Annotated in this window: 14 protein-coding genes; 8 read left to right on the forward strand and 6 right to left on the reverse strand. The window is 70.6% G+C overall.

Going from position 1 to position 17,755, the window contains the following annotated elements; all coding sequences use genetic code 11:
* From H284_RS20615 to H284_RS0100205, 3 genes are read left to right on the forward strand one after another with little or no spacing between them, the layout of a single operon-like run.
* The gene (locus tag H284_RS20615; RefSeq protein ID WP_029042758.1) at window positions 1-588 is read left to right on the forward strand and encodes a TetR/AcrR family transcriptional regulator; all 588 of its coding nucleotides are present in this window, start codon (window positions 1-3) and stop codon (window positions 586-588) included.
* 35 nt (window positions 589-623) lie between these two features.
* Window positions 624-1,544 carry an arginase family protein gene (locus H284_RS0100200; protein WP_081630393.1) on the forward strand — a complete coding sequence of 307 codons (921 nt, stop codon included), beginning with the start codon at window positions 624-626 and terminating at the stop codon, window positions 1,542-1,544.
* 53 nt (window positions 1,545-1,597) lie between these two features.
* Window positions 1,598-2,533, forward strand: coding sequence for a S1C family serine protease (locus H284_RS0100205; protein ID WP_020074720.1), 936 nt, complete (start codon window positions 1,598-1,600; stop codon window positions 2,531-2,533).
* 59 nt (window positions 2,534-2,592) lie between these two features.
* Here the strand turns inward: H284_RS0100205 and H284_RS0100210 are convergent, their stop codons facing one another.
* Window positions 2,593-3,207, reverse strand: coding sequence for an N-acyl homoserine lactonase family protein (locus tag H284_RS0100210; protein ID WP_020074721.1), 615 nt, complete (start codon window positions 3,205-3,207; stop codon window positions 2,593-2,595).
* Between the two features lie 148 nt (window positions 3,208-3,355).
* Here H284_RS0100210 and H284_RS0100215 point away from each other — a divergent pair, with 148 nt between their 5' ends.
* The 3 genes from H284_RS0100215 to H284_RS0100225 all read left to right on the forward strand — a co-directional run bounded on the left by H284_RS0100215 (window position 3,356) and on the right by H284_RS0100225 (window position 7,909).
* On the forward strand, window positions 3,356-3,964 hold the full coding sequence (locus H284_RS0100215; protein WP_020074722.1) for a dihydrofolate reductase family protein: 609 nt from the start codon (window positions 3,356-3,358) through the stop codon (window positions 3,962-3,964).
* Window positions 3,965-4,009: 45 nt separating this feature from the next.
* Window positions 4,010-6,352, forward strand: coding sequence for a HelD family protein (locus H284_RS0100220; protein ID WP_020074723.1), 2,343 nt, complete (start codon window positions 4,010-4,012; stop codon window positions 6,350-6,352).
* Between the two features lie 84 nt (window positions 6,353-6,436).
* On the forward strand, window positions 6,437-7,909 hold the full coding sequence (locus H284_RS0100225; RefSeq protein ID WP_020074724.1) for a phospholipase D-like domain-containing protein: 1,473 nt from the start codon (window positions 6,437-6,439) through the stop codon (window positions 7,907-7,909).
* 29 nt (window positions 7,910-7,938) lie between these two features.
* Here H284_RS0100225 and H284_RS0100230 read toward each other — a convergent pair whose 3' ends face one another.
* Window positions 7,939-9,324, reverse strand: coding sequence for an FAD-dependent oxidoreductase (locus tag H284_RS0100230; RefSeq protein ID WP_020074725.1), 1,386 nt, complete (start codon window positions 9,322-9,324; stop codon window positions 7,939-7,941).
* A 73-nt stretch (window positions 9,325-9,397) separates the two neighbouring features.
* On the opposite strand from H284_RS0100230, the gene H284_RS0100235 reads away from it, so the two are divergent.
* Together H284_RS0100235 and H284_RS19820 are read left to right on the forward strand one after the other, a co-directional pair.
* The gene (locus tag H284_RS0100235; RefSeq protein WP_029042759.1) at window positions 9,398-10,321 is read left to right on the forward strand and encodes a helix-turn-helix transcriptional regulator; all 924 of its coding nucleotides are present in this window, start codon (window positions 9,398-9,400) and stop codon (window positions 10,319-10,321) included.
* A gap of 133 nt (window positions 10,322-10,454) precedes the next feature.
* The gene (locus H284_RS19820; protein WP_051092441.1) at window positions 10,455-11,096 is read left to right on the forward strand and encodes a GNAT family N-acetyltransferase; all 642 of its coding nucleotides are present in this window, start codon (window positions 10,455-10,457) and stop codon (window positions 11,094-11,096) included.
* 35 nt (window positions 11,097-11,131) lie between these two features.
* Here the strand turns inward: H284_RS19820 and H284_RS0100245 are convergent, their stop codons facing one another.
* The 4 genes from H284_RS0100245 to H284_RS0100260 all read right to left on the reverse strand — a co-directional run bounded on the left by H284_RS0100245 (window position 11,132) and on the right by H284_RS0100260 (window position 17,751).
* Complete coding sequence (locus H284_RS0100245) at window positions 11,132-13,807, reverse strand: helix-turn-helix transcriptional regulator (RefSeq protein ID WP_020074727.1); 2,676 nt, start codon at window positions 13,805-13,807, stop codon at window positions 11,132-11,134.
* Between the two features lie 90 nt (window positions 13,808-13,897).
* A complete protein-coding gene (gene wecB, locus H284_RS0100250; RefSeq protein WP_020074728.1) occupies window positions 13,898-15,025 on the reverse strand; it encodes a non-hydrolyzing UDP-N-acetylglucosamine 2-epimerase in 1,128 nt (375 codons plus the stop codon).
* A 243-nt stretch (window positions 15,026-15,268) separates the two neighbouring features.
* A complete protein-coding gene (locus tag H284_RS0100255; protein ID WP_018191044.1) occupies window positions 15,269-17,170 on the reverse strand; it encodes an acyltransferase family protein in 1,902 nt (633 codons plus the stop codon).
* Window positions 17,167-17,751: an Ig-like domain-containing protein gene (locus H284_RS0100260; RefSeq protein ID WP_018191043.1), complete on the reverse strand. Its 585-nt coding sequence runs from the start codon at window positions 17,749-17,751 to the stop codon at window positions 17,167-17,169. Before H284_RS0100260 ends, H284_RS0100255 begins: the two co-directional genes overlap by 4 nt.
* Window positions 17,752-17,755: the final 4 nt, after the last annotated feature.

Genomic DNA, 17,755 nt, shown 5'->3' on the forward strand with positions numbered 1-17,755 from the left:
ATGACCGCCACGCCTCGCCCTGTCGGGCACCACCACGGCGACCTCCGCAACGCGCTCGAGGAAGCCGCCCTCGAACTGGTCGCCGAGCGCGGAGCGAACGGTTTCAGCCTCAGCGAGGCCAGTCGTCGCGCTGGTGTCACGAAGGCCGCGCCCTACCGTCATTACGCCGATCGAGAGGATCTGCTGGCATCGCTCGTTCTGCGCTGCTATCGAATGCAGGAACAACGGTTCGGCGCCGCGATGGAGTCCGCCTCCGATCCCGCAGACGCCCTCGCAGCCTTCGCCAGGGCGTACGTCCAATTCGCTGCGGACGAGAGCGCACTGTTTCAGCTCACCTTCGGCGGGTCGATCCGAAAACACGACCACCCGGACGTCCAAGAGGCAGGCGACAGACTGCTCCGCACACTCACGGAGAGGCCCCGGGCCCTCGGCCTTGAGGCCGAACGCTCACTGGACCTCGTCCGTAACGTCGCGGCCAGCTCCCACGGGTTCGCCGTGTTCCACCTCGAGGGCGTGATCCCGGACCTTTCCTCCGCCCTCGATGCAGCGGAGGTCGCCGCCCGGCACTTAGCGAGCGATGTGTCCTGACGCCGCTGCCGTCGGGCACTCGTAAAGTGGTGGCGGTGATCACGATCGTCTCTGCTCCCACCAACCTGGGACTCCGTCCCCCGCAGCCTGGGAGCGTTCCCGGAGCAGCGAAGGCGCCGGAAGCCTTGCGAGAGGCCGGGATGTACGACCGGCTGTTCTCGACGGGTGCGCGAGACGGCGGTGTGGTGCTGCCCGGCCGATACGTCGACGACGACGCGACGCGCGCACCGGGCCGCATCCGGAATCACGATCAGCTCGTCGATCACACCGGGCGTCTCGCGGAGCGGATCGAGGACGTCTGGGATGCCGGGCGCACTCCCCTCGTGCTCGGCGGCGACTGCAGTGTGCTCCTGGCCGCCGGGGTGGCGACCGCTCGGCGCGGACGCGCGGGACTGATCCACATCGATGGTCACACCGACTTCCGCCACCCGGGCAACAGCGACGCGTGCGCCAGCTTGGCAGGAGAAGACCTCGCAGCCGTCGTCGGCCTGCACTACAGCGAACTCGCCGACCTCGGGGGCCTCTCCCCCTACGTCGAACCCCGCCGCGCCGCTCACTTCGGTCACCGTGCGAACGATGAGCACGCTGCGGAAGCGCGCGAGCGGCTGGGCGAGGTCGTGCCCGCCGCAGCACTCACCGATTCAGGGGTCGAGGCGGTGAGCGAGCGGTTGCGGCGCGCGGCAGGCCCGGACTATTGGTTGCAGGTCGACGTGGATGTGCTCGACCCGGCGATCATGCCGGCGGTCGACAGCCCGGACGAGGGCGGGATCACCGCACCCCAGCTCACCGACCTTCTGCGAGCTCTCGCGCCGGACGCCGTCGGCGCCTCTGTGACCGTGTTCGACCCGGATCTCGACCCGCACGGAGACTATGCCCGCCTCCTCGTCGACATCCTGGTGTCCGGCCTCTCATCGCTCGGCGCTCGCAGCAGGCGCCCCGGGAACGGGGATCGGTAAGCCGCTGGCGAACGCTCCCCCGGGCGCAGGTTCTGGGCGCGCACACTCGTTGCATGTCGAATGCCGATGCCGATGCCGATGCACTGGACGCATACTCCACTGTGGTCGTGCGCGTCGCCGCCGCCGTGAGCCCGGCGGTCGCCGCCGTGACCGCGCGCACCGCCCGAGGTGTGGGCCTCGGAAGTGCCACGGTCGTCTCTGCCGATGGGCACCTCTTGACCAGCGCGCACGTCGTGGAGAACGCGACGAGCGTCGATCTGGCGTTCGGGGACGGAACCCGCGTGCGGGCGCGGGTCGTCGGCAGGGACCCACTCTCGGACCTCGCGATCCTGAAGGCCGACGAACCCACGCCGCCACCGGTGGAGTTGGGCGACGCCGCCGCGCTTCAGGTGGGCCAGCTCGTCGTCGCTGTCGGCAACCCGTTCGGCCTGGCGGGAAGCGTGACAGCCGGGATCGTGTCGGCGCTCGGTCGCTCACTGCCGACCCGGGCCGGCCGGGTGGTCGACGAGGTCATCCAGACCGATGCCGCCCTCAACCCCGGCAACAGCGGCGGAGCGCTCGCCGACAGTTCTGCCCGCATGATCGGTGTGAACACCGCCGTCGCGGGCACCGGCCTGGGGCTCGCCGTGCCCGTGAACGCCACGAGCAGACACATCATGGAGACCCTCATGCGCGAGGGACGCGTGCGCCGCGGCTGGCTGGGCATCGCCGGTGCGGAGATCGCGTTGCAGGATGCGGTCGCGCGGAAGGCCGGCGCACGGACCGGCATCCAGGTCATGACCGTCGTGCCGAGCAGCCCGGCCGACCTCGCGGGTATCCGACCCGGCGACGTGCTGATCTCCCTCGACCGGACGCCGATCCACTCGGTGGCAGACCTGCAGCGCCTGATGATCGCGAGCACCATCGGGCGTCGCCTCGAGCTGACCGTCTGGCGCAACGGCGCCCTCGTCGACGCGGTCGTCGAGCCCACTGAGCTCGCCGACGCGTGATCGTCGATTCGTCGCGTCTGGCGGCACCGGGCTGCCGAGGCTAGGAGCTCACTCGCACGCTACGCGGACCAGGGCTCCGCGGCGTGCGCGAGCCACACCTGCTGCGGGTCGAGCGAGCGGATGAGGCGCTGGCCCTCAGTCTCCGGCGCGTCGAGTTCGCCGAACCACACGGCGGTGTCGCCGGCGATGACGATGGGTCGCTCCCCCGTCTCCACCACGACGATCTGCGAGCCGCGGGTGTGCCCGGGCGCCGGGACCAACCGGATGCCGGGCAGCAGCTCGAGTTCTCCGTCGACCGGCGTGTACTCGACGCCGGGCGCATCCACCCACTCCCGGATCGTGTAGTCCTCCCGGGTGCGCGCATCCTCGAGTTCGGCCCGCTGCACATAGATCGGGCGGCCCGTGAAGAGGTGGTTGCCGCCGCAGTGGTCGAAGTGCAGGTGCGTGTTGACGACCGCGGTGATGCTGTCGAGGTCGACGTCCGCCTGCTCGCTCAGAGGCTCCAGCTGCGGGTCCATGTCGGCGACAGCAGGATGCAGCGCGGTGAGCCCGGTGTCGACCAGGATGCGGCCGTCGGGGTGATCGATGAGGTGGACGAATACCGGAAGCCGCTCGTTCTCCCCCACGAGAAGGCTCGCGACGCGGACCGGAGTGACGGTGACGGACGTTGTCATGCGGTCACAGTACCGGCAATGGACACAAAAAATGCGAGGAATATCACCTCGCATTTCCAGAATATATCAGGCCAGGGGGCTTGCCACAAGAGTCCCCTCCCCCGGCAGACTGCACTCTCGGCCGATTCCAGCAGGAGGGCACAGCACCGTGAGCATCGTCGTCGCCAGTCAGACCATCACCGCCGACGGGTACGCCGCCGGCATCAACCAGACCGAGGAGCGCCCCTTCGGCGAGGACGGCGGAGACGGATGGGGTGACCGGCTCCACGCGTGGATGTTCGACCAGAGCGACGAGAACCGGGCGGAGGTCGAGCAGATGGCCGGCGCCCGCGCGCACATCATGGGCCGGAACATGTTCGGGCCGGTTCGCGGCGAGTGGGACCGCGACTGGAACGGGTGGTGGGGCGACGATCCGCCCTTCCACGGTCCCGTCTTCGTGCTCACCCACCACGCGCGCGAGCCGCAGCGGATGGAGGGTGGCACCACTTATCACTTCGTCACCGACGGCATCGAGTCGGCATTGGCGCAGGCGCGGGAGGCGGCGGGCGACGGCGAGATCTCCATCCAGGGCGGCGCGGACACGATCAACCAGTACCTCGCGGCTGGGCTGGTCGACGAGCTGCGGCTGCACATCGTCCCGTTCACGCTCGGCGCCGGCGCCCGCCTGTTCGACGGGGTGCCTCCGCTGAACCTGGAACAGGTCTCCGTGCGAGCGGCGAGCACGGTCATCCACGTCACCTACCGGGTGCTGCGCTGATCCCCTGACGCTTCCCTCCCCCGTTCCTCCACTGATTGGACCGCGATGACCCTTGCCCTCCCGACCCCGTTCGCCCTCGACTCCCATCCCGCCAAGGCCGCGCCCGAGCTGATCGACGACGACGTTCGCCACTTCGCCCGGATCGAGGCGCGCCTGGCGGCCGAGCGCGAGGAGGTCGACGGTCGCCTCGCCGTGCTGCTGGCGACACCCGGCGGGAACGGGCAGGAGGCGTACGAGCGGGAGGTGGAGATCGTCCGGCTGAACCGGCGCGCACGGTTGCTTGGCCGGTTCGGGGCCGACCTCTGCATCGGGCGGGTGGTGGATGACGCGGGAACGATCTACATCGGTCGCGCCGGGTTGGCCGACGCCGACGGCGACCGGCTGCTGGTCGACTGGCGCACCCCGGTGGCCGAGCCGTTCTTCGGTGCCACGCTCGCGCATCCGATGGGGCTGACATCCCGTCGCCGCTATCGCTGGACGGACCGCCGCGTGACGGACTACTGGGACGAGGCCTTCACCGAGGCGGCCGCCTCCTCCCCGGCCGCGCTCGACGACCAGTCTGCGTTCATCGCCAGCCTCGGTGCGAGCCGGACTCCGCGGATGCGGGATGTGCTGGGCACCATCCAAGCGGACCAGGATGCGATCATCCGCGCCGGCGGCCAGGGCACCCTGGTGGTCGACGGCGGACCGGGCACGGGGAAGACGGTGGTCGCGCTGCACCGCGCCGCCTACCTCCTGTACTCCGACCCGCGGCTGCAGAGCGGGCACGGCGGCGTGCTCTTCGTCGGACCGTCCCACGCCTACACCGACTACGTCGCCGACATCCTGCCGGGCCTCGGCGAGGAGGGCGTGCGCACCTGCACGCTCGCCGACCTCGTGCCGGAAGGCGGAGAAGCCGTGCCCGAGCCGGACCGCCGCGTCGCGGTGCTCAAGGGCGACGGCCGGATGCCCGAGGCCGTCGAAGCCGCGGTCCGGCTCTCCGAGCGCCCGCCGTCGCGTCCGACCGTGCTCGACACCCCGTGGGGCGAGCTCCGCATCGGCCAGAGGGAGTGGGCCGAGGCGCTCGCTGCGGCAGACCCGGCCGTGACGCACAACGACGCTCGGGCGGAGATCCGGGAGGCGCTGCTCGACATCCTGGTCGATATCGTCTCCACCCGGAACAGTGAGAGCGACGCAGTGGGTCACGGCCGGTGGAGCGGCGAAGGGTGGGGCGACGCGGGATGGGATGACGGGGACTGGGATGACGCAGCGTCCTCTCGTGACGACGACGCCCCGCGCTGGGGGTTCGACGACGAGGAGGAGTTCGACGCCTATGGGCTGGCCGGCGGAAGGACGGACGCCGACGCGATCCGGCGCACGCTGACCGACGATACCGACCTGCCGGCGGTGTTCGACACGGTCTGGCCGCTCCTCGACCCGGCCGCGATCGTCCGAAGGCTGTGGAGCTCCCCGGCCTTGCTGCTTCGCTGTGCGCCGTGGCTGACCACCGATCAGGCCGCGCTGCTCCAGAGAGCGCCGTCCGACCCGTGGACGCTGTCCGACCTCCCGTTGCTCGATGCGGCTCTGCAGCGCGCGGGAGACCCCGAGCGGGATCGCCGCCGCCGCGCGGAAGCAGCGCGAGCGGCCGCCGATGAGGCCGTGATGGACGATGTCATCCACGACCTCATCGCGACAGACGACTCCGACCTCAAGACGATGTCGATGCTGCGAGGGCAGGACCTCCGTGCAGCGCTTGACACGTACACCGGCCCGGCAGCCTCCTCCACCGAGCTGCTCGCCGGCCCGTTCGCCCACATCATCGTGGACGAGGCGCAGGAGCTGACGCCGGCCGAGTGGGCGATGGTCATCCGGCGCGTTCCGTCGCACAGCCTGACGGTCGTCGGCGATCGCGCGCAGGCCCGGCACGGCTTTCCGGAGAGCTGGATCGAGCGGCTCGCCGACGTCGGGCTGCCGGGTGCGACGGTGGCGACGCTGTCCGTCAACTACCGGACACCGGTCGCCGTCATGGAGCAGGCCGCGCCCGTGATCCGCGCCGTCCTGCCCGACGCCAACGTGCCGACGTCGATCCGCGACAACGGCATCCCGGTGCGGCATGCGCAGGCGTCCGACCGCGACCGCATCCTCCGCGACTGGCTCGACGCCCATGCCGAGGGCACCGCCTGCGTCATCGGCGACGACGCCTTCGCGGGGATGCCGCGCGTCCGCTCGCTCAGCGCCGTCGAGGCCAAGGGACTCGAGTTCGACCTCGTGCTCCTCGCGGCGCCCGGCACACGTCAGGACGGTGCCGCGCTCGATCGCGCGGGCGACATCGAGTCGGCGGTCGACCGCTACGTGGCCATGACCCGGACGACCGGCGAACTCGTCATCCTCGATGCGTCGGACTACTGACTTCCCGCCCCGCTCCCCCGCTGCGATACTTCGGACGACCATCCGCCCGGCCGCTGCGCCGGCACGGATCAGGAAGGCGGCCGCATGAACGGTGATCAGCTCTCGTTGCTCGGCGGCATCCTGATCCTCGCCGACCTCGCCATCCGTATCGCGGCCCTCATCATCGTGCCGCGCGACCGCAAGCCGACCGCTGCCATGGCGTGGCTTCTGGCGATCTTCCTCATCCCGTTCATCGGCATCCTGCTGTTCCTGCTCATCGGCAATCCGCGTTTGCCGAAGAAGCGACGGGAGAAGCAGGATGAGCTGAACCGCATCATCACGGCCCGCGCGCAGGGCATCGAACTCGTCGACGGGCGCGGGTCCTGGCCGGACTGGTTCGCCTCGCTCGTGCGGCAGAACCACGAGCTCGGCGCCCTCCCCGCGGTGGGCGGCAACGCGGCCACGCTGATCGGGGACTACCGCGCGTCGATCGCCGCGATGACAGCGCACATCGAGACCGCAACCCGTTTCGTCCACGTCGAGTTCTTCATCGTGTCGTGGGATGCGACCACGAAGCCGTTCTTCGCGGCGATGGAGCGCGCGGTGCAGCGCGGAGTGACCGTGCGTCTTCTCGCCGACTACGTCGCCTCCCGTCGGGCGGTCGACAGCGACAAGACGTTCGCCGAACTCGACCGGATCGGCGTGAAGTGGAGCTGGATGCTCCCGGTCCGCTCGTTCTCCGGCGAGTACCAGCGGCCGGATCTGCGCAATCACCGCAAGCTCGTCGTCGTCGACGGCCTCGTCGCCCACATGGGGTCGCAGAACCTCATCGACCGCAGCTACAACACGCCAAAGAACCTGAAGCGCGGCCTGCAATGGCAGGAGTTGATGACGCGGATCACCGGCCCGGTCGTCGCCGAGACGAACGCCGTCTTCCTCTCCGACTGGTACCTCGAGACCGGCGAACTGCTGGGCGCCGACGCACAGGTGAGGGCCGTGGATGTGCCCGCCGACCCGTCCCCCGAAGCGCTCGTCTGCCAGGTGGTCCCGAGCGGACCGGGATACGGCGAGGAGAACAACCTGCGCCAATTCCTGACGCTGGTCACGTCGGCGCAGCGGAAGGTCATCATCACGAGCCCGTACTTCGTGCCCGACGAGGCGATGATGTACGCCATCACGACGGCCTGTCAGCGTGGTCTGGAGGTGCAGCTCTTCGTCTCCGAGGTCGGCGACCAGGGCGCCGTCTGGCACGCACAGCGGTCGTACTACGAGCCGCTGCTGCGCGCGGGCGTGCAGATCTGGCTGTACCCGGCGCCGTACATCCTGCACTCGAAACACCTCTCGATCGACGACGACGTCGCCGTGATCGGGTCGAGCAACATGGACATCCGTTCGTTCGCGCTGAACTCCGAGGTGACTCTGCTCGTGCACGGCCGCTCGTTCGTCGAGCAGATGCGGGCGGTCGAGCAGGGCTATCGCGACGCGGGCAGGCAGCTGACGCTCGAGGAGTGGAAGCGGGAGCCGAAGTCGGCCACCTTCCTGGACGGGGTCGCCCGGCTCACCTCCGCGCTGCAGTAAGTGGGGATCGATGTCCTCCTGCCGCTAGGTCACGCGACGAACGCTCCCAGCACTTCGTTGAGCGCCTCCGTCGAACTCGGGTGGGTGTAGATCGCGTTCTTCAGGGTGGTCGCTGTGACCCCCTGCCGCATCGCGAGGGCGATCGTGTTGATGATCTCCTGGGCGTCGATGCTGAGGATCGCCGCGCCGAGGATGAGGTCGGTGTCGGCATCGAGGATGAACTTCATCACGCCTCGGGTCTCTTCCACGGTGTACGCCCGCGGCATCGCAACGATGTCTGCGACCTTCTCGCGCGCGACCCGGATGCGGAGGCCGCGCTCCCGCGCCTCGCGCTCTGTCAGTCCGACCGTGGCGAGCGGCGGCGTGATGAACAGCGTCCGCGGTACGGCGACACGATCCGTGGTGCTGCGCTCCCCCGCGCCCAGCAGCTGATCCAGAACGATCCGCGCGTCGTCGAGAGAGACGTACGTGAACTGCGGGCCGCCGTTCACATCGCCGAGAGCGAAGATGTGCGGACTCGTCGTCCGCAGCTTCTCATCCACCACCACTGCTCCTCGGGCGGTCGTGCGAACTCCGGCGGCATCGAGGTTGAGCCCACCTGTCGCTGGACGGCGACCGGTGGCGGCGAGGAACGCATCCGCCTCGACCCGGTACTCACGGCCCTCCTTCTCGTACGCGATGGTGGCGACGTCCTCGGCGTCGGTGACGCCCGTGACGCGAGCGCCGGTGACGACCTCGATCCCGTCTCCTCTGAGGATGTCGGCCGCGACCGCGGCGACGTCGTCGTCCTCACGGTCGAGAAGACGATCCGCGGCTTCCAGGATGGTCACCTCCGCTCCGAAGTGGCGGTAGATGGAGGCGAACTCCAGGCCGAGGTAGCCTCCGCCGATGATGACGAGCTTCCGCGGGAGAGTGCCCGTGCGGGTCAGGTCGGTGCTGCTGACCGCGTGGTTGCTGTCCTTCACGCCGGGGATGTCGGGGACGACCGGTTCGGATCCGGTGTTGATGAGGATGGTCGGCGCGGTCACGGTGATCCGGTCGGCGCCCTCGCCCACCTCCACGGTGTGCGGATCGACGAATCGGGCCGCGCCCGTGATGACCGTGGCTGTCTCCTTGCCGTCGAGCGCGTCGAAGTTGCCCGCACGGAAGGCGCTGGTCAGTGCGCGGACACCCTCGATCGAGTTGGCGAAGAACTCCTGGGCTTCGTCCTCCAGCCGCTTCGAGGTGGAGTAGTGGACGAGCATCTTGGTGGGGACGCAGCCCACGTTCGGGCAGGTTCCTCCGTACATCTCGTCGGACTGCTCGATGAGGATGACCCGCTTTCCCGCATCGGTGAGTGCGTGTGCTGCGGTTTTGCCACCCTTGCCGAAGCCGAGGACGAGAACATCTGCGGTGAGTGCTGTCGTGGTTTCCATGGTGGCAGTCAACCGCTCACCGGATGATACTGATACATGCTCCCGTATCAGAAAACCGCTCGAAAGTATCACGATGGATGACATCAGCCGAATGCTGCACATGGCCCGATTGCAGGCGACGCTCGACAAGCGGTGCCTTCTCGGAGACTCGACGACCATGGTCGTCCAGCCCGGGGCGGAGCGGGAGGTGCCGTTTCACGTCCTACTCGAGGGCGAGTGCCAGTTCGAGGTCGACGGCCGGTTGTTCCGCATGGTCGCGGGCGATGTCATCGTCCTGCCCGCTGCGGTGCGCCACCGCATCATCACCGCCGGCGCGGCCCCCGGCCGCGGCACCGTCGAGGCGACGGGTTCCACCTTCACGCGAACGTCGAGCGCCGGAGGGGGTCCGGCCGTCATCGACCTGTTCTGCGGCCATTACCGGGTCGCGCCCGGTGCCGGCGCCATCCTGTTCGGGTCACTGCCCACGCCGGTTCACGTCTCCCTGTTCGATTCGGAGGACGGCAGGTCGGTGCTGCTGCAGCTGAGCGCTCTGATGCGCGCGGAGGCCGATCATGACGGGGCGGGGAGCGCCGCGATCATGTCGGCGTTGTGCACCGTGCTCATCGCGCTGGTGCTGCGGACCTCGTCGAGCAGCGGTGCCCACCATCAGCTGTGGACGGCCGCGGCGGACGCGCAGGTCGGCGACGTCATCCGTCGAGTACTGAGTTCGCCCGGGCAGGGCTGGTCGATCGCCGGCCTCGCGCGCGAGTCGGCCATGTCGCGAGCGACCTTCATCCGCCGCTTCCACGCCGCGACCGAGATGACCTTCGGCCAGTTCCTCGTCCGCACCCGTCTCATGTGCGCGGCGGATCTCCTCGCCGGCACCGATCGGACTGTGTCGTCGATCTCGGCCGAGGTCGGATACCGCTCCGAGTCGGCTTTCACTCGCGCCTTCCGGGAGGCGCTCGGCGCTACCCCGGCCCGCTTCCGGCGGGAGCAGAAGGTGCAGTCGTTGTAGCGTCCGCCGCCGAACGGGTTGCCCGCCTGCATTCCCGCTATGATCCGCTTGCGGCGCTCTCAGACTGCGGGCGGGGTCTTGCAGCCGCGTCATCGACTCGCGCCGTAGCGTCGCATCCGAGAGGAGGCGGCCGATGATCGCCCTGTCGCACGATCCGTCGGGTGGACGGCTGCTGGCGTCCCTCCGCGCGCTGCGCGAGCCTCCCGCCCTCCGCGCACCGGTCGTCGCGCGCGAGCTTCGCACCCCGCGCCTCCTGCTCCGCCCGTATCGGCTGACGGACGAGGCCGACTGGATGCGCATCGAAGGGGACGAGAGGATCCGGTGCGGACTCGGCTGGCCGCCCCGCACAGAGAGGGAGACCCTCCGCCACCTCCGGGATCGCACGCGCCACAGGGCGCTCTCCGTTCCCGGCGACCTCCTCGTGCTCGCCGTCGAACGGGACGGCCAGGTGATCGGCGACGTGTCCCTGCACCTGCGCACGACCGCGGCGGAGACCCGGACCGCCGAGATCGGCTGGCTGCAGCTGACCAGCGCCTGCGGACACGGGTATGCGACGGAGGCGGCGAGGGCGATGCTGGAGTTCGCCTTCCGCGACCTGGAGGCCGCGCTCGTGACGGCGGTGATCGACAACACGAACGCGACGTCCGCAGCGCTCGCCGTGCGACTCGGGTTCCTCGCCGCACAGGACACCGGACGGCGGAGGACGTTCGTGCTCACGGCCGTCAGCGCTGGGCTGACCCTGGTGCAGAACGCTCAGCGCTGCGAAGAACGATAGAGCGGGTCAGGCGCAGTCGTAACCCTCCCGGGAGCTCAGACCGCCTCCGGGTTCCACTGGTCGCGCAGGTCGCTCCGGCTGCCGAGGCCCAGCTTCCGCAGTGCCCGGTACACGTGGTTCTCGACCGTTCGCACGCTCAGGTAGAGGCGCGTCGAGATCTCCCTGTTGGTCAGCCCCGAGCGCGCCAGCAGGGCGACTTCGCGCTCCCGGTCGCTCAGCCCGCCCTCGCCGTCGAGGCGCCCACTCGGGTTGGCGGTCAGCGACGCGGCGACCCGTTCCCCCACCAGGATGCTCCGGTCCGAGGCGCTCAGCGGCGCCTTGCCGACCGCATCCCGCGTCCGATCGATGAGGTGCAGAGCAGTGGCGGTCAGTCGGAGGTCGTTCCCGGGCGGCGCGGTCCGCAGCGCGGCGGTGACCGCGTCCGGGTCGCCGGCGGCGAGGGCGGTGTGGAGGCGCGCCCGGCTGTCGAAGAGCGCGGCCTCGCTGGAGCTCGCGACGTGGGCGAACCGCTGTGCGCGCTGGTCGCTGAGCGGCGCACTGATCGCGCTGAACCGGCGGAGTGCGGCGGCCACGTAGCCCTTCTCGAGGTCGGCCTCCCCCGCCCGCCACAGCAGTTCATCCGCCTCCTCGGGGTCGCCCTCCGCCGACGCGAGGTGCGCCCGACCCCATTCGGCCTGCACGCCGAACAGCGGACGGTGGCCGTCGTCAAGCGCATCCAGCTCCCTCTGAAGCACCTCGGCCAGCTCGGTGTTGCCGCTCTGCGCCTGCACGACCGCGCCCAGCGCGACGAGCCGCGGGTAGGTCCGGTTGTCCGGCCCCGGCGTCCCCTGGCGCAGCACCAGGGAGATGGTCCGCCAGGTCGCCGCGAGGTCGCCCTTCAGGTACAGCGCTTCGGCGAGGCCGACCGAGTGGATGCGGATGCCCACCGCATCCAATTCGGCGTACGCCTGTTCCAGCCGCTGCCGCGACAGCTGCTCGGCCTCGTCGACGCGGTTCAGCATGAGCAGTGCGTCCGCCCGCTGGGCGTCGAGGTAGCGGTTCGCGTGCCGGAGGTGGCGCGAATCGGGCAGGCCGTCGAGGAGTTCGAGCACGCGGGCCGGGCGGCCGAGCTCGAGCAGCAGCCAGCAGTGCAGGTTCGCGGCCCAGGCCCGCGCGAATCCACTCGGCTGGTCCGTCAGGCAGGCGTCGAGCAGGTCGGCGGAGAGCGTCGCCCCCTCCGCCGGCGCGCGCACCACCGACCAATACGTGCACAGCAGGATGTGGTGGGCACCCACGAGCGCCTCGCACCGCGCGAGGAACGCGGCGATATCGCGGCCCGTCGCACCCGACCAGATCAGCCACTGGAGCTGGAGCAGGCAGAATTCGGCGCGTGCCGCCTCCGCGTCGTCGTCGTGCAGCACCGTATCCGCGAACACCTCCGCGAAGGCGTCCGTGTCCGGCCGGCTGAGCAGGGTGTGCAGGTAGACGATCGCGTTGCCGATGCCGGGGTCGGCCATCCACCGCGTCCGTGCCTCCGCCTGCTCGCCTGCGACCCGCTGCTCGACGTGCGAGGCGAGGTCGGTCGCCCAGCGCCAGTAGTCGTCGACCCGCGCCCTGTCGCTCAGGTACAGGCGGTCGGTCGCGCTGTCGGGAGCCGGCAGCGACGGTGCGGATGCGGCGCCCAGCGCCGAACGCAGCCGGTCGGTCAGCTCGGCACGGCGGAAGTCGGGCGTCCGTGCCCGGACCGCGCGGCCGAGAGCCGGGGGCGACACGCTCACTAGCTGAGCCTCCACTCCGCGGTGGAGGGCGATCCGTCCGCGTTCGGTGAGCCGGTGGAGCGGCGCGGCGCCGACCAGGCGCTCGGCGTCATCCGACGCGATCGATCCGGCCCAGGCGAGCGCTTCGAGCGCATCCACCTCGTCGGATCCGAGGCGAGAGGTCAACGCGTTGGCGACCGCGTCGAGCGGGAGGCCGTCCAGCGGACCGGTCTGGGTCCACACGCCGTCGACCAGGTCGATCGCGCCCGCCCAGCGTCCGCCGTCGACGAGCGCGGTCGCGACGCGCGGGTTGCCTCCGGAGTGGGTCGTGATCGCGGTGATCAGCGCGGAGTCCGGCGTGCCGGCCAGGCGCCAGGTGAGCAGCGACGAGATCCCCCAGTATCCGAGGGGGGCGATGCGGACCTGCGCGGGAGACCGCTGGCCGATCAGGTGCCGCACGGGTCGAGCGGCGTCGTCGTCCGCGCTCCCCCTGCCACTCTGGTCGAGCGGCAGGTCGAGCCCGGCGGTGCCGACCAGGCGGCTGCTCGTGGTCTCCAGCAGGCGTTCGACGACGAGCACGGACTCCTGATCGAGGAGGTCGATGCCGTCGATGAGGATGACGTTGCTGCGGCCCCGCAGTTCGGGCGTCAGGATGCGCACGATCTCCGCGGGCACCCAGCGATGCTTCGGCTGGTCGAGCGCGACGAGGTCGTGGAACAGGAACGGCGCGAGAGCGGTGTCGCGGCTCGAACGCGAACCCGAGAGCATGAGGACGTTGGTGCCGCGGTCGAGGAAGAGCTCGCGCAGCTGCTGCGCGAGGTGCGTCTTGCCCGCTCCGTCGTCGCCGAGGATGAGCACGTCCTGACCGTGCGAGACCCAATCCCGCGTCGCGATGATCGCGGGGTTGCTCGAGGCGCTCTGCCCCGCGCCCACCACGTCGGCCCACTCACGTTCCTGCTGCGTCGCCACCCGCATCTGTCGCTCCCCTGATCTCCCCGGACGGCGGAGCTGGGATCAGTCCGCCTACTCAGGAGGACGAGGTGAGAATGCTGGCATTACGGCGACTCAGCGAACACTCAGATGCTGTTCAGCCTGACGGGCGAGCAGCGAGTGGATGGCCGTGGCGATCCGGGCGGACGCGGAACCGTCGCCGTACGGGCTCGGCGTGCGGGCCAGCTCGGCGTGCTTCGCGGCCAGGCCGTCCAGCCATTCGTTGACGATGAGGGAGATCTCCGGTCCGGGGTTGGTCCGCTCGGCGAACGTGCCGATGACCTCGGGGCGTTCGGTGGAGGCCCGCACGACGAGGAGCGGCCGCTTCAGCACGCTGCACTCCTCCTGCACCCCGCCGGAGTCGGACACCAGCACGGCCGCGTTGCCCGCAAGCGCCAGGAACTCCGCGGGCGGAACCGGGTCGATCACCGTCAGCGGTGCGAGCAGGTGCGACAGCCCCGCCTTCTCGATCCGGGAGCGGGTGCGGGGATGCAGCGGCGCGACGACCTCGGCGTCGATCTTCGCGAGCTCCTCCAGGATCGTGGTGAGCACCTCCAGCGGGTCGGTGTTCTCCGGCCGGTGGAAGGTGGCGAGCACATACCGGTTCGGCGTCAGCCCGTGCGCGTCGAGCACAGCGGAGGCGGCGCGGTCGTCGAGGCGCTGCGCATCCACCGCCTCGACCACGGTGTTGCCGGTGAGCAGCACGCGGCCCGCCGCGACGTTCTCGGCGCGGAGGTTCGCCACGTTGGTGGAGGTCGGTGCGCAGAGCAGGTCGGAGAGGTGGTCGACCATCACGCGGTTGTGCTCCTCGGGCATGGCCCGGTCGAAGCTGCGGAGGCCGGCCTCCACGTGGATGAGCGGGATGTCGTGCGCGTTCGCCGCGAGGGCACCGGCGAGGGTCGCATTGGTGTCGCCCTGGACGACGACCGCGCGCGGCGGCCGCTCGGCGAAGTGCACATCCAGCTGGTGCAGGGCCGACGCGACCTGGACGGCACGGGTGGCGCCGCCGACATCCAGCACGGCCTCGGGCTCGGGCAGGCCGAGCGATGACCACACGTCGCCGGAGAGCGCCGGGTCGTAGTGCTGTCCGGTGTGGAAGACGCGGGCCTGCTCCCCCAGCTCGGCGATGATGCCGGCCAGCTTCACCATCTCCGGTCGCGTGCCGAGCACGACCGCGATTCCGGTCCGGGCGGGTGTTCTCATGGAGGGTTCCTTTCAACAGGGGCGGGTTCAGCGTTGCCCGCGATCCGGGCGCTGAGAGCGGGATCGGCGGGCATTGGGTAGTGGGTGCGCGGCCCAGGCGGCGCGGCTGAGTAGTCGGCCGGGGTGGTGAGTGCGGCGGCGGTGAGTGGTGCGGCGGTGAGTGGGGCGGCGGTGAGTGGGGCGGCGCTGAGTGGTGGATGCGGTGAGCAGTCGTGAGTGGCAGGGGCTGCCGCTTGATGCCGGTCAGCGGCGGTCGGCGTACGCCACCGCCGAGCCGAGCCACGGCGCGATGTCGCGCAGGCCCGCGTCGCTGAAGTGGACGCCGTCCACATACAGCGGGTCGCCGGCGGCCGTGGAAGTGGTGCAGCGTCCGTTCGGGCAGACCTTGCCCTTCAGGTCGAGCAGGGTGACCTCGGGGGTGGCGGCGACGAACTCGGCGATCAGGGCGTCGTGTGCGGCGGCCGCGTCCGGCTCGGTGACGGGCGAGTCGGGCCGGGAGTTGGTGAGCAGCACGGGAACGCCCGCTGCGGCGACGATCGTGCGCAGGGTCTCGAGCTGCGCCCGGTAGTGGGAGCGCGCCGCCGGCTGGGCCAGGTCGGTCCACTTTCCGTCGAGCTTCTGGCCGACCGCGTCCCAGCCGAGCGTGATCAGCACGACATCAGGATGGGCCTCCGCGAGCGCGTCGCGGTAGCGCTGCTCCCAGGGCAGGCAGTCGCGCGGAACCGCGAGCTCCGGCTCCTCCGGGGTGCGGGTCTGCTCGGGCGAGAAGATCCCGCATCCGCCGACACTCCGGTCGACGATCGAGGTGCGGACGCCCGCCTCCTCCAGCGCGAGCGCGGAGGCGAAGTCGGCGCCGAGCGAGTCGCCGAGGGTGAGCACGCGCACTCCCCCGCCCGCTGTCGTCTGTGCGGGCGGCGTCCCCGCGACCGCGATCAGGGTGGCGCACAGCGTCACCGCCGTCGCGGCGAGCAGGCTGCCGGGCTTGCGCCACCGAGAGCGGCGCAGCGGCTCGGCGACCGCGAAGTGGAGCGCCAGTCCGCACAGCACGCTGAGCGGCAGCACGCTGGTGAGCAGCCCGAGCGGCGGGGTGCCCGGGCTCAGCGTGCTGACCAGCCAGATCAGCGGCAGGTGGACGAGGAAGATCGAGTAGGACGCACGCCCGAGCGTGACGAGGACGGTCCAGCTGAGGAACGCGGTGAGGACGCTCGGGCCGGTCAGGCTCCACACCAGCACCCCGGCGAGCACCGCGACGGCCGCGAGGCCGCCGTAGTACAGCCACGACGCGTGGTAGGTCTCGGCCGCGATGCTCAGCTGGACGATGAGGAAGGCTGCGACGACACCGACGATCGAGCGCACCAGGACGCGGCGCCCGCGCTCGGTCCGGGCGAACGGCCGCCGCTCGCGGACCGCGATGATCAGGCCAGTGGTCACCCCGGCGGCCAGGCTGAGGGCGTGCGTGTCCGTGCCGAGGTACGCGCGATCCGCACCGGAGGTGGAGAAGACGTACGCGGTCCAGATCGACAGCTGCAGGAACAGCCCCGTGCTCACCCAGGCCGCGATGGCGACCCGCGTGGGCCGGGTGGCGACCGTCAGCGGACGGCCGCGCCGGTGGACGAACAGGATGAGCAGCAGGATCGGCGGCCAGATCAGGTAGAACTGCTCTGTGACCGAGAGCGACCACATGTGGCTGAGCGGCCCGGGCGCGACCGCTTCCCAGTAGGCGTCGCCGTTGAGGATCTGCTCCCAGTTGGCGATGTTCGCCAGGGACGCGAGCGCGTGCGGGAGGAAGTCGGCACGCTCGGCGGGTGAGCCGAGCATCCACACCAGGACGGCCGTGATGGCGAGCGTGACGACGAGCCCCGGCAGCAGCCGCTTCACCCGCCGGGCGTAGAAGCGGCCGACGCGCACCTCGCCGCGGAAGTACTCCCGCGTCAGCATCAGGGTGACGAAGACGCCCGAGAGGACGAAGAACACGTCGACGCCGAACAGCCCGTTCGTGTAGAAGCCGGTGTGGTAGACGACGATCGACAGGACGGCGACCGCGCGCAGCCCGTCGATCGCCGCGTAGTGGCGGAATCCGGATCGCCCCGCGTCGCCCCCTCGGGGAGCGAGGAGGGCGGACGCGAGGGTGCTACGGCCCCTCACCGGCTCAGGACGCGGTCGGCGGAGGCCTCGGCGCCCTTCGGGTCGCGGGTCGGCGCGGCGGTGCCGGCCGCGGTCTTCTGTGCTACCCCCTCCGTGGCTTCGCGACGACGCTTGCGCGCTCGCGCGACGGTCAGGCTGATGCCGCTGACGATGACGAGGAGCACGCTGGCGGCCCCGAGGATCATCCAGTTCTCGAACAGCGGCTTCTCCTGGTGGGCGACCTCGAACGTCGCGACGTCGCTGGTGATCTCGCCCCACGCGTTCTGCGTCGCGGTGACGGAGGTGGAGCCGTCGCCCATGTCGACGACCGAGGTGCACGACCAGCCGGAGGCGGTGACCTTGGCCGCGCACAGCACGGTTCCGGCAGGGTCGCCGACGACGACGGAAGCGCCGGGCGCGCCCGTCCCGCGGAACTCGGGGTTCTTCGAGTCGGCCCGGGTGAAGTCGACGGGAGCGGTGATCGCGACGACCGCGTGCTCGCTCTTCGGGGCGGCTTCCTCGGCGGAGGCGAGGCCGGCGCCGGAGGTGGCGAGGACGACCCCGATCCCGGCGGCGGCGAGTCCGATGCGGATGCTCTTCATTGTT

Origin of the sequence: Cryocola sp. 340MFSha3.1 (assembly GCF_000383315.1) — a bacterium.
GTDB lineage: Bacteria > Actinomycetota > Actinomycetes > Actinomycetales > Microbacteriaceae > Leifsonia.

Coding starts and splice junctions, on each gene's coding strand:
- H284_RS20615 (WP_029042758.1), top strand. CDS start 1: ATGACCGCCACGCCTCGCCCTGTCGGGCACCACCACGGCGACCTCCGC.
- H284_RS0100205 (WP_020074720.1), top strand. CDS start 1,598: ATGTCGAATGCCGATGCCGATGCCGATGCACTGGACGCATACTCCACT.
- H284_RS0100210 (WP_020074721.1), bottom strand. CDS start 3,207: ATGACAACGTCCGTCACCGTCACTCCGGTCCGCGTCGCGAGCCTTCTC.
- H284_RS0100220 (WP_020074723.1), top strand. CDS start 4,010: ATGACCCTTGCCCTCCCGACCCCGTTCGCCCTCGACTCCCATCCCGCC.
- H284_RS0100225 (WP_020074724.1), top strand. CDS start 6,437: ATGAACGGTGATCAGCTCTCGTTGCTCGGCGGCATCCTGATCCTCGCC.
- H284_RS0100230 (WP_020074725.1), bottom strand. CDS start 9,324: ATGGAAACCACGACAGCACTCACCGCAGATGTTCTCGTCCTCGGCTTC.
- H284_RS0100235 (WP_029042759.1), top strand. CDS start 9,398: ATGGATGACATCAGCCGAATGCTGCACATGGCCCGATTGCAGGCGACG.
- H284_RS19820 (WP_051092441.1), top strand. CDS start 10,455: ATGATCGCCCTGTCGCACGATCCGTCGGGTGGACGGCTGCTGGCGTCC.
- H284_RS0100245 (WP_020074727.1), bottom strand. CDS start 13,807: ATGCGGGTGGCGACGCAGCAGGAACGTGAGTGGGCCGACGTGGTGGGC.
- wecB (WP_020074728.1), bottom strand. CDS start 15,025: ATGAGAACACCCGCCCGGACCGGAATCGCGGTCGTGCTCGGCACGCGA.
- H284_RS0100260 (WP_018191043.1), bottom strand. CDS start 17,751: ATGAAGAGCATCCGCATCGGACTCGCCGCCGCCGGGATCGGGGTCGTC.